Here is a 12,264-nt window from a genome sequence, read left to right on the forward strand (position 1 = left end):
CCGGGCTTGACCCGGCAATCCATCTTTCTTCGAATGAATCGCGATTGTCCGCTAGCGCGGACGATGGATACGCGGGTCAAGCCCGCGTATGACGAGTTGAGTGCGCGGCAACCACCTACGGCCTGATCGCCATGTTCGTCGCCGGCCCCGTCGTGAGGACCCGTTCCGCGAGCCGCGCAAATTCGCACAATAGCGAACGCGTCTTGCGGGGATCGATCACCTCCTCGACCCAGAATTTTTCGGCCGAGCGGAACGGCGAGCGCAGCTTGTTGAGGCGGTCTTCGATCTCTTTCAGCTTTGCCGCCGGGTCTTCCGCCGCGTCGATGTCGGCGCGATAGGCGGCCTCGATGCCGCCCTCGAGCGGCAGCGAGCCCCAATAGGCCGAGGGCCAGGCGTAGCGCATCGAATATCGGTTGGCCGGCTGGTGCACGACGCCGGCGACGCCGAAGGCGTTGCGCACGATGATGGTGCACCAGGGCACGGTGCTCTGGTTGACGGCCGCCATCGCGCGCACGCCGTGCCGGATGGTGGCCGACTTCTCGGCCTCGAGCCCGATCATGAAGCCCGGGCAATCCATCAGATAGACCACCGGCAGATGGAAGGTTTCGGCGAAGTCGACCCAGCGCACCACCTTCTGGCAGGCCTCCGCCGTCCACGACCCGCCATAGTGGAAGGGATCGCTGGCGAGCAGCAGCACCGCGCGGCCTTCGAGGCGCGCGAGGCCCGTGATGATCGGGCGGCCGAAATTGGCGTTGACCTCGAAGAACGAGCCCTTGTCGACGACGGCGTCGATGATCGGGCGCATCTTGTAGACCTGGCGGCGATTGCGCGGCACTGACTTCATCAGTGCTTCCTCGGTCCGCTCCGGATCGTCGGTGCAGGGCGTGGTCGGCGGCAGTTCGTAGACCGATGACGGCAGATAGGACAGGAAGCGCCGGGCGCGCTCGAACGCCTCTTCCTCGGTATCGACGGCATCGTCCACTCCGCCGGCGCGGGTCTGGATGTCGGCGCCGCCGAGTTCCTGTTTGGTCAGGTCCTGGCCGAGGCGTTTTACGACCGGCGGCCCCGCGACGAACATCGCCGAATTCCGGGTCATGACCGAATAATGGCTCGCCGCCAGCCGTGCGGCGCCGAGGCCCGCGACCGAGCCGAGGCCGAGCGCCACCACCGGCACGCGCGCCATGTTCGCCGTCGTGAACCAGTACCAGCGCGTGCCGCCGACGCCGCCCGGCAGATTGGCGGCGCCTCGCGTCTCGATCGTCTTCACCGAGCCGCCGCCGCCCGAGCCTTCGATCACGCGGATGATCGGCAGGCGGAAATCATGCGCCATCTCCTCGGCCATCAGCGGCTTGGCGGAGATCGAGGCATCGGCCGAGCCGCCGCGCACGGTGAAATCGTCGCCGACGACGACTACCGGACGGCCTTCGACCTTGGCCCGGCCGAACACGCAGTTCGCGGGCGTCAGGTGCTTGAGTTCGCTGTTCTCGTCGTATTCGGCGATGCCGGAGATGGCGCCGATTTCGTGGAAGGACTTCTGGTCAACGATCTTGTCGATGCGCTCCCGAACGGTGAGCCGGCCCTGGTCATGCTGACGCTTGACCTTGTCAACGCCTCCCATCTCGCGCGCGAACGCTTCGCGCCGGGCGAGGTCGTCGAGTTCCGGCTTCCAGTTCATTCGTATCCTCCGCCTTGATGATTTTATTATTGTTATGCACTGACACCGGAAGCGCTTTTCTTTCCAGCCGGTTGGTGAAGATGTCGCCATCGGCGCCTTCGAGCAGACCGCCGAGTGCAGCCCCCAGTTCGACCATCACCGGCGCCACGTCGCGGTGCACCCGCTTTTCATCGAACATCGCGGACAATAGACCGATCGTCGCGACGACGTAGGTTTGATATTGCGGCGACCACAGCGGCACGGCGCAACCATTGATGTGCGGGCTCCAGGTGCCGCAGGCCACGACATAGCCGTGTTCGCGCAGATGACGGCGATTGTCCTCGATGCGCGACTTCAGCATCCGCGCGCTATCCGGCATCTCGCGCTCCATTTCCACGATCAGCGCATCGCCGACATCGTCGTCGAGCGCCGCGGTGTAGGCGTGTCCCGCCGCCGTGCTTGCCATCGCAATCCGGCTGCCGGTGGTCTCGTGCAGGCCGAGCGCATTCGCGGCACGGGCGAACTCGAGATAGACCAGCTGAAAGCGATCGGGAATCACAAAACCGACGGTGCCCGGCAATTGCTCGGCGACATCCTGCAGCCGCAACCGGATCAGGTTGCGCAGCTGCAATCCCTTCATCATCGACGTGCTCATCGCCACCGCGCTCGGGCCGATGCGGTACTTCTGGTCGCGCGGCAGATAGACCAGTTGGCCCATCCGCGTCAGCGTGTGCGTCAACCGCGACACCGTCGATCGCGGCAAACCGCAGCGATTGGAAATTTCGAGATTGCCGAGTCGGGCTTCGTGACCCTCGAAGCAGCGCAGGACATCGAACGCCCGCGACACCACCTGAATCACATCGCCCTCGCCCGCCAGATCGCTGGCGAGCATCCCCTGTTTGCTAAGCCGCTCCGAGCGTCTTCCCATATTTTGGCTCCGTTCCGCCCTGCGGAATAAAATTCCACTTGCAGATCAAGCTACCTCAGGCAATCTGCGGCCACAACAAAAAGCCGTTCGCGGGACGAAATTGTCACGTCACACGGTCCCGGAGGGTGGCATGCCAGAGATCAAGATTGTGACCGAAGTCGCCGGACGCGTGTGCGCGCTGGCCGCAGAAGCCGGAGCGAGTGTTGGCGACGGCGACGAGATTGCATTCGTCGAAGCGATGAAAATGGAAATCCCGGTAACCTCGACAATTACCGGGAAAATCAAGGCAATTCTGGTCAAACTCGACGACGTGATCGCTGAAGGACAGGTGGTCGCGATCGTCGAAGCCTAGGCATTTTGCGTCATACTTTTGATGCGTGACGATCTGTCCGCCAGTGCAACTGGCATAATGGCGGACATGAACGTGCTCGGACGTTGCCATCGCAATGCTGCGATGACATCATCCCAATCGAAAAAAGTTTCATCTAGCGAAACAATTTGGGGGAAACATGAACTGTCGACCGTCGAACTTTGCGCCTGCCGCACTCGCAGGCATCTCGCTCATGGCGTTTGCGCCGGCGCTGGCCCAGGACGTCAAGCTGCCGCCGACCATGACGTTCACCGCCTATGATACCGGTACCGCCGGATTCAACATTGCGGTCGCCGTCGGCAAGATGATGAAGGACAAATACGGCACCGACCTGCGGGTCCTCCCCGCAGGCAATGACGTGGCGCGCCTCGCGCCCTTGCGCGCCGGTCGCGCGATGTCTTCGGCGATGGGGTCCGGCACCTATTTCGCGCAGGAAGGCGTGTTCGAATTCGGCGCCAAGGAATGGGGGCCGCAAGCCTTGCAACTGGTGCTCTCGTCGGTCGACTGCAACGCAGGTTCGCTCGGCGTCGCCCGCGATACCGGGGTCAAGGAGGTCAAGGACCTCCGCGGAAAGCGGGTCGGATTCGTCGTCGGCTCCCCGGCGCTGAACCAGAATGCGCTTGCGATCCTGGCGTTCGGCGATCTCAAGCAGAGCGACGTCAAGGCGGTGGAATTCTCCAGCTACGGCGCGATGTGGAAGGGCTTGATCAACAACGACGTCGACGCCGCCTTCGCGACCACCATCACCGCCCCGGCAAAGGAAGCCGAGACCTCGCCGCGCGGCATCGTCTGGCCCCCGCTCCCGCACAGCGACAAGGCCGGATGGGAACGGGTCAAGAAAGTCGGCTCCTTCTTCTTCCCGCATGTCGCCACCTGCGGCGCCGGCATTTCCAAGGAAAAGCCGATCGAACTCGGAAATTATCCGTATCCCATTTTCGTCGTCTATGGATCGCAGCCGGCTGATCAGGTCTATGCCGTGACCAAGGCAATGATCACGGGCTACGACCTCTACAAGGATGCCGCCGCCGGCGCCGCCGGTCTGGCGGCCGACCGCCAGACCAAAAACTGGGCGGTGCCCCTGCATCCCGGCGCGGTGAAGGCGATGAAGGAAGCCGGCCAATGGAGCGACGACCAGGAGGCCCACAACAATGCGCTGTTCAAACGGCAGGCCGTTCTGGCCGCGGCGTGGGCCGACTACGGCAAAGCCAGCCCGCCGTCGGATGAAAAGGCATTTCTTGATGGCTGGATGAAGGCTCGCGCCGCAGCGCTTGCCAAAGCCGGCATGCCGAACGGATTCGAATAAAGCATCGCAAACCTGCGCACGATCGCTCGCAACTATTGGAACAGATGAATGACGCTTCCTCCATCCGATAGAGCGCAGCAGCCGCGCGCCGTGTCGTCGCCGACCGGCGGAGGCCCGGCCGAGCCGGCCATCGAATTGGCCGATCCGCTTGTCGCGGTGGCCGACCTGCAGGAAGCCGAGGTCTCGCGCATCCGAACGCTGAAAGGCGGCTGGCGCTGGTTGCTGATCGTCCTGACCGCGGTGACGATCCTGCTCTGCGTGAACCAGCAATTCTCATTGCGGTTCTTCATCGACTACACGCAGCTCAACACCGAGTATTTCTATCTGCTGATCGCGTTGATGCTGCCTTTCACGTTCCTGATCTTTCCAGGTTCGGAGAAGGCAAGCATCGAGCGGATGCCCTGGTATGACATCGCGCTGTTCCTGCTGACATTCGGCGCGGCGATCTACCTGATGATGAACGTCCGCAAGGCGGCGTCGGCAGGCTGGGAATTCGGCGGCGCGCCGACGCCGGTGATCGCAGCCGGCCTGGTGATGTGGTTCGTGCTGATGGAGGCGCTGCGGCGCACCGGCGGCTGGAGCCTCCTGCTCAGCGTGCTTCCCTTCACGCTGTATCCGATGTTCGCCGATTCCAAATGGCTCGGACCGTTCCGCGGCACCCAATCGAACCTGGAACAGACCACCGCCTATCACACCCTGTCCGGCGAAAGCCTGCTCGGCATTCCGGTCCAGGCCTTCGCCGACACGGTGATCGGCTTCCTGGTGTTCGGCACCGCGCTGATGATGACCGGCGCCGGAAAATTCTTCATCAACATTGCATTCGCGATGTGCGGAACGTTCCGTGGCGGCGCCGCCAAGGTCTGTGTCTTTGCCAGCGGACTGCTCGGCACGGTCGGCGGCAGCATCGTCTCCAACGTGCTGACGGCCGGCACCATGACCATCCCGGCGATGAAGAAAACCGGCTTTACGCCATCCTACTCCGCCGCGATCGAAGCCTGCGCATCGACCGGCGCCGTGCTGGCGCCGCCGGTGCTCGGCGCCACCGCGTTCGTTATGGCGCAGTTCATGAACACCAGCTATGCCGACGTCGCGCTCGCCGCGACCATCCCCTCGATCCTGTATTATGTCGGCCTGTTCGCGCAGGTCGACGCCTACGCCGCGCGCCACAAGCTGAAGGGGCTGCCGCGGGAGGAACTTCCGCGCTTCTGGGATGCCTTCAAGGAAGGCTGGTACTACCTCTTTGTCATCGCGATCCTCGTGGTCATGTTGCTGCACTTCAAGCGCGAAAGCCACGCGCCGTTTTACGCATCCGTACTGCTGGTGATCCTGCATCAATGGTCGGGACCGGCACCATGGAAGCGCGGAAATACGGCGGTGCTCGTGCTCTCGATCGTCGCCACCGGGCTGATGTTCTGGTTCGACGTGCTCAACGCCATCCTCTGGGGCATGTGCCTGCTCGCCGCGCTGAACGAATTCTTTCCGGGCAAGAACTGGGGCGGCGCGCGCTGGCTGCAGTTCCTCGAACTGAACGGCAAGACCTTCGTCGAGCTGATCGCCATTCTCGCCGGCTGCGGCCTTCTGATCGGTGCGTTCTCGCTCACCGGCGTGATTTCGAGCCTTGCCAACGACCTCCTGAACATCGCCGGCGGCGACGCCTTCCTGCTGCTCATCATGTGCGCATTCACCAGCCTGATCCTCGGGCTCGGGCTGACCACGACGTCCTGCTACATCTTCCTCGCCATCCTGGTGGCCCCCGCGCTGGAAAAGCTCGGGCTCAACAAGATGGCCGTGCACATGTTCATCTTCTACTGGGGCATGCTGTCGGCGATCACGCCGCCGGTCGCCATCGCCTCCTTTGCCGCGGCCGGCATCGCCGGTGCACCCGCGATGAAGACGGGATGGGAGAGCATGTGGGTAGGCAGCATCATCTATTTCATCCCGTTCTTCTTCGTGCTGAACCCCGCATTGCTGCTGCAGGGGAACAACCCCTATCTGGAAGCGCTCGGGCTGACGGGACTGGCGTGTTTTGGCATCATCTTCATATGCGGCGGTATCCAGGGCTATCAGGCCTATGTCGGCGACCTCCGCGGCGCCGGCGCGCTGGAATGGCCGCTGCGCGTGCTGCTGGTGATCGGCGGCTTCGTGATCGCGACGCCCGGCGGCGGCATCATGCCGATCTCGCAATTGCAGATCACCTGCCTTGGATTGGCCATCCTGATCCCGACGGTGCTGGTCGCCTTCCTGTTGTGCCGGCGCCAAAGTCTGTTGCCGAACCAGTTGCGCGCCCCGTAATTGCGCGGCAAAACGGTAGGCGATGACAGTATCGCCCAACGGCGCCCTAGCCTGGACCAGTTCGAAACCGCCTTTGCTGCGGTTTCTCGACGGCTGCCATGCCGAATACCTGCCTGAGACCAGCGGGGTGGTCGCCGACTACATCCCTGAGCTGGGGAAGGCCGACCCTGCCCATTTTGGCATCAGCCTCGCGACCCTCGACGGCCATGTCTACGAGGTCGGCGACACACAGGTCCCCTTCACCATCCAGTCGATGTCAAAGCCCTTTGTGTTCGCGCTGGCGCTGGACACGCTGGGCGCCGCACGGGTGGAGAGCGTGATCGGCGTCGAGCCCTCGGGCGACCCCTTCAACTCGATCCGCCTCAACGCCGAGAACCACCCTTTCAATCCGATGGTCAATGCGGGCGCCATCGCCTGCTCCGGGCTGATCTATGAGGCCAAGGGCGACGGCGCCTTCGAATACATCCGCCAGGCCTTGGGGCGCTTTGCCGGCCGTGAGCTTGGCGTCGACGACGCCGTGTATTCGTCCGAGAGCCTGACCGGCGACCGCAACCGGGCGATCGGCTATCTCCTGCGCACCAACGCGGTCATCACGGACAATGTCAGCTCAGTGCTGGAGGTCTATTTCCGGCAATGCGCAATCCTGGTCAACGCGCGCGACATCGCCGTGATGGCGGCGACACTGGCCAATCGCGGCATCAATCCGGTGACCGGCGAACAGGTGATGACGCCTTACGCGATCTCGCGGACGCTGTCGGTCATGACCAGTTCCGGCATGTATGACTATGCCGGCGAATGGATCTACCGCGTCGGCATCCCCGCCAAGAGCGGCGTCGGCGGCGGCATTCTGGCCGCATTGCCGGCGCGGATCGGGCTCGGCAGCTATTCGCCCAAACTCGACAAGCACGGCAACAGCGTGCGGGGCATCAAGGTCTGCGAGGCGCTGTCGGCGCATTACGACCTGCACATGCTCAACCGCAGCGACAACGCGCGCAACGCCATCATTGCCGATTACGACATCGGCGAAAATCCGTCACGGCGCAGCCGCCGCCCGCACGAGCAAACCATCCTCGCCGCGCATTATCAGGACGTCCGCGTCATCGAACTGATGGGCACGCTGTCGCTATCGAACGTCGACTATATCGCGCGCCGGCTCGTGGCCAAGCCGCGCCCGCAATTCGTCATCTTTGATTTTCGTCGGGTCACGTCAATGACCCCTGCCGGCGCCCGCTTGCTGGCCGAGGAGTTTCGCGAGCTGGCGGCCTATCAGGTCACCGTGATCGTGTCCGGCATCAAGCGGGCCGACGCCGAATGGCAGCCGATCGCGGAGCGGACCGGCAGCCTGTCGAACATGCGGTACTATTTCCTGCTCGATGCCGCGATCGAATGGGCGGAAGACCAGGTGGTGTTTCGCCATGGCGGCTCGATCGATTTTTTCGAGACGACGGAACTGTCCGAACAGCCGCTGCTGGCGGGATTGACGGACGAGGAACTGACCGATCTGAGCTCGCTCTGCACCATCAGAACCTATCAGCCCGGCGAAAAGATCATCGCCGCCGGCGATCCCGCCACCTCGCTGTTTTTCCTCAGGAGTGGCGTGGTGCACGTCACCCTGCCCGACGGCATCCGGCTGGCGACACTGACGGCGGGAATGCCTTACGGCGAGATGGCCCTGCTGGAACAGCGCCGCTCCGCCGATGTGCTGGCCGATATGTCGGCGACCGCCTTTGAGGTCCCGCTCCGCGATTTCGAACGTTTTCGCGAGCAGCATCCCCGCGCCGGCGAGCGGATCATGCGCAACCTCGCGCAACTGCTGGCCGACCGCCTGATCCTCGCCAACGCGAAGGTGAATTTGCTGACGTCGAATTAGGGCTACGGACTTGAGACTTAAGTCTTGCCCCGCCCGCTTTTCTCCGCAGCGCGGCGCAACGCTTCGGCGAGTGCACCGCCGCCCCCAGCTTCCTGCGGCTTGCGCGGCGCTGACGACGTCATCGATGCCTTTGAGTATTCGCGCATCTTGGTGTCCGACAGTTTTGGACCCTTGTCGCCGACCTCGTCGTCGAGACGCAGCGTCAGCGCGATGCGCTTGCGGGCCACCTCGACCTCCAGCACCTTCACCTTGACGATGTCGCCCGGCTTCACCACCTCGCGCGGATCCTTGATGAAAGTCTTCGACATCGCCGAGATGTGCACCAGCCCGTCCTGGTGCACGCCGATATCGACGAAGGCGCCGAACGCCGCGACGTTGGTGACTGTGCCCTCAAGGATCATGCCGCGCTTGAGATCCTTGATCTCCTCGACGCCCTCCTTGAACACCGCCGCCTTGAAGGCCGGGCGCGGATCGCGGCCAGGCTTTTCCAGCTCGCGCAGGATGTCGGTCACCGTCGGCAGACCGAACGTGTCGTCGACGAAATTCTGCGGCTTCAGCTGGCGCACGATCTCGGCATTGCCGATCAGCGCCTTGATGTCGCTCTTGGTCGCGGTCAGAATCTTGCGCACCACCGGATAGGCTTCCGGATGCACGCCGGAGGCATCGAGCGGATCCTCGCCGCCCTGGATGCGCAGGAAGCCGGCGCACTGTTCGAACGCCTTCGGGCCGAGCCGCGGCACTTCCTTCAGCCCCTTGCGGGACTTGAACGGGCCATTGGCGTCGCGGTGCTGCACGATGCTCTGCGCCAGACCCGCGCCGATGCCCGACACCCGCGCAAGCAGCGGCGCGGACGCCGTGTTGGCATCGACGCCGACGGCGTTGACGCAATCCTCGACCACGGCATCGAGCGAACGCGCCAGCTTGGATTCGCCGAGATCGTGCTGGTATTGCCCGACACCGATCGCCTTGGGATCGATCTTCACCAGTTCAGCCAGCGGATCCTGCAGCCGCCGCGCGATCGAGACCGCGCCGCGCAGGGTGACGTCGAGCTCGGGCAATTCCTCGGACGCAAAGGCCGAGGCCGAATAGACCGACGCGCCGGCTTCCGACACCACGATCTTCGACATGTTCAGGTCCGGCAGCAGCTTGACCAGCTCGGTCGCCAGCTTGTCGGTCTCGCGCGACGCGGTGCCGTTGCCAATCGCGATCAGATCGACGCGGTGCGCGACCGCGAGCTTGCCAAGCGTCGCCAGCGCCGCGTCCCACTGCCGCTGTGGCTCGTGCGGATAGACCGCCGTGGTGGCCACCACCTTGCCGGTGGCGTCGACGATGGCGACCTTGACGCCAGAGCGGAAGCCGGGATCTAGCCCCATGGTGACGCGGGCGCCCGCAGGCGCGGCCAACAGAAGATCACGCAAATTCGAGGCGAACACCCGCACGCCTTCGGTTTCGGCATTGGTCCACAGCCGCATCCGCAGGTCGATGTTGAGATGCACCTGGATCTTGGTGCGCCACGCCCAGCGCGCGGTCTCGACCAGCCAGCGGTCGCCGGGGCGGCCCTGGTCCGAAATCAGGAAGCGCTGCATGATCTTTAGCTCATACGCGCTCGGCACGTTGGCGACCGGGACCTGCGCGTCGGGCAATATCTGCAGCTCGAGGATTTCCTCCTTTTCGCCGCGGAACAGCGCGAGGATGCGGTGCGACGGCAGCTTGTGCAGCGCGCCATTGTATTCGAAATAATCCTTGAACTTCTCGCCTTCGAGTTTCTTGCCCTTGCGCACGGTCGAGGTCATTACCCCGCTCGACCACATCTCCTCGCGCAGTCTGCCGATCAGGTCGGCGTCCTCGGCGAACCGTTCCACCAAAATCGCGCGCGCGCCTTCGAGCGCCGCGGCCACATCGGCCACCTGCTTTTCGGCATCGACGTAACCGGCGGCTACCACCTGCGGATCGTTTTGCGGCTGTGTCAGCAGCAGTTCGGATAGCGGCTCAAGTCCGGCTTCCTTGGCAATCTCCGCCTTGGTGCGGCGCTTCGGCTTGAACGGCAGATAGATGTCTTCCAGCCGCCCCTTGCTGTCGGCGGCCATGATCGCGGCTTCCAGCGCGGCGTCGAGCTTGCCCTGCTCGCGGACCGAATTGAGGATCGCAACGCGGCGCTCTTCAAGCTCACGCAGATAGGTCAGGCGCTCTTCCAGGGTGCGCAATTGGGCGTCATCGAGCCCGCCGGTGATTTCCTTGCGGTAGCGCGCCACGAACGGGACCGTGGCGCCGCCGTCGAGCAACGTGACCGTCGCCTCGATCTGCTGCTCGCGAACGCCAAGCTCTTCTGCGATCTGTCGATTGATGTTTGCCACGCAACCTCTTTCCAGACTGGCCGCGGCGGAATGATGGCCGCAGGACGCCGCTTATGGACTACCACGGATCGATTCATCAACCCGGCAGGGCAGCGAAACCGCAAAGAAATTGATCTGTGGATCAGCGATCCCGGATGGCCGGAATTGTTGGGTCAAGTCCCTATTTACGGGCCAATATATGTGTGGATCGTCGGCCCGGTAATGTGTAGACGGACGCTTCCCCTTGGAGCGTCCATGTCCATTTGCGGTCTAGATTTCGGAACGTCGAATACGACGCTCGGCACCATCGAAGGCGAGGCGCCGGTCCTGGCGGAGCTGGAAGCCGGCTACACCACGATTCCCAGCGCGATCTTCTATGAGGTTGATGGCGCCGTCCTGATCGGCCGCAAGGCCATCGCCGCCTATGTCGACGGCGCCCCCGGCCGCCTGATGCGCAGCCTCAAATCGGTGCTCGGAACCTCGCTGATCGACGAAACCACCCGGCTCGGGCGCCAGCGGACCGGCTTTCGCGACGTCATTGCCTATTACCTCGGCGCGGTGAAGCGGCGGGCGGAACAGGCGACGGGGCTCGAGCTGCGCGATGTCGTGCACGGCCGCCCCGTCCATTTCGTCGACAATGCGCCGGACGCCGACCGCAAGGCGGAAGAGACGCTACGCCAGATCGCGCGAGAAGTCGGCTTCGACGACGTCACCTTCCAATTCGAGCCGATCGCCGCGGCGCTGGATTATGAGCGCCAGATCGAAAGCGAAGAAGTTGCCCTGATCGCCGATATCGGCGGCGGCACGTCGGATTTTTCGATCGTTCGCCTTGGGCCCGAACGCCACGCCAAGGCCAACCGCTCAAGCGACATTCTCGCCAATGACGGCGTGCGGATCGGCGGCACCGATTTCGACCGTCAGCTCAGCCTCGGCGTGGTGATGCCGCTGTTCGGCTTCGGCAGCGCCATGAGCCGTGCCGGGCTCGACGTGCCCTCGAGCTATTTCCACGACCTCGCGACCTGGTCGAGCATCAACCGCATGTATGAGCCGCGCGTGCTCGCGGACATCCGCCAGGTCCGGCGCGAGGCCAGCGAGCCGGAATTGCTCGACCGGCTGGCGCGCGTGGTCGAGGAACAGCGCGGCCACACCCTGTTGATGGAGGTCGAGGAAGCCAAGATCGCCCTGTCGGACAAGCGCCGCGCCGATATCCCGCTGGAATGGGTGATGCCAGGCCTCAACGCCGGCATCAGCCGCCCCGATCTGGTCAGCCACACCGGGCAATTGGCCGATCGCATCGCCGCGCGCATCAAGAATTGCCTCACGCAGGCCGGGCTTGGGCCTGACGATATCGACGCGGTGTTTCTGACCGGTGGTTCGGTGCAGCTCGCCCATGTCCGCAATGCGATCAGGAAGGCGGTGCCGGCGGCCCGTCTCGTCGAAGGCGACACGTTCGGCGCGGTTGGCAAAGGGCTGACGCTGGAGGCGCTGCGGCGGTACGGGCCGCGGGCCTGAGA

General features: G+C 64.0%; 8 protein-coding genes. 5 read left to right on the forward strand and 3 right to left on the reverse strand.

The window, feature by feature from the left end:
• Positions 1-115: 115 nt before the first annotated feature.
• Positions 116-1,675, reverse strand: a complete 1,560-nt coding sequence (locus JQ575_RS15825; RefSeq protein ID WP_212034162.1) for an acyl-CoA carboxylase subunit beta — start codon at positions 1,673-1,675, stop codon at positions 116-118.
• Positions 1,605-2,582 (reverse strand): IclR family transcriptional regulator, encoded by a 978-nt coding sequence (locus JQ575_RS15830; protein WP_192739702.1) that lies wholly within the window; start codon positions 2,580-2,582, stop codon positions 1,605-1,607. The genes JQ575_RS15825 and JQ575_RS15830 overlap by 71 nt, the downstream gene beginning before the upstream one ends.
• Positions 2,583-2,712: 130 nt before the next feature.
• On the opposite strand from JQ575_RS15830, the gene JQ575_RS15835 reads away from it, so the two are divergent.
• The 4 genes from JQ575_RS15835 to glsA all read left to right on the forward strand — a co-directional run bounded on the left by JQ575_RS15835 (position 2,713) and on the right by glsA (position 8,417).
• Positions 2,713-2,934: an acetyl-CoA carboxylase biotin carboxyl carrier protein subunit gene (locus JQ575_RS15835; protein ID WP_192739703.1), complete on the forward strand. Its 222-nt coding sequence runs from the start codon at positions 2,713-2,715 to the stop codon at positions 2,932-2,934.
• 157 nt (positions 2,935-3,091) lie between these two features.
• Positions 3,092-4,255 carry a TAXI family TRAP transporter solute-binding subunit gene (locus tag JQ575_RS15840; RefSeq protein WP_212034163.1) on the forward strand — a complete coding sequence of 388 codons (1,164 nt, stop codon included), beginning with the start codon at positions 3,092-3,094 and terminating at the stop codon, positions 4,253-4,255.
• Between the two features lie 48 nt (positions 4,256-4,303).
• The gene (locus JQ575_RS15845; RefSeq protein WP_212034164.1) at positions 4,304-6,547 is read left to right on the forward strand and encodes a TRAP transporter permease; all 2,244 of its coding nucleotides are present in this window, start codon (positions 4,304-4,306) and stop codon (positions 6,545-6,547) included.
• A 22-nt stretch (positions 6,548-6,569) separates the two neighbouring features.
• On the forward strand, positions 6,570-8,417 hold the full coding sequence (gene glsA, locus JQ575_RS15850) for a glutaminase A (RefSeq protein ID WP_212034165.1): 1,848 nt from the start codon (positions 6,570-6,572) through the stop codon (positions 8,415-8,417).
• Between the two features lie 17 nt (positions 8,418-8,434).
• Here the strand turns inward: glsA and JQ575_RS15855 are convergent, their stop codons facing one another.
• A complete protein-coding gene (locus JQ575_RS15855; protein WP_212034166.1) occupies positions 8,435-10,771 on the reverse strand; it encodes a Tex family protein in 2,337 nt (778 codons plus the stop codon).
• A gap of 234 nt (positions 10,772-11,005) precedes the next feature.
• Between JQ575_RS15855 and JQ575_RS15860 the strand changes: the two genes are divergently transcribed.
• Positions 11,006-12,262, forward strand: a complete 1,257-nt coding sequence (locus tag JQ575_RS15860; RefSeq protein WP_212034167.1) for an Hsp70 family protein — start codon at positions 11,006-11,008, stop codon at positions 12,260-12,262.
• Positions 12,263-12,264: the final 2 nt, after the last annotated feature.

The sequence above is a fragment of the Bradyrhizobium sp. JYMT SZCCT0428 genome, assembly GCF_018131075.1.
GTDB lineage: Bacteria > Pseudomonadota > Alphaproteobacteria > Rhizobiales > Xanthobacteraceae > Bradyrhizobium.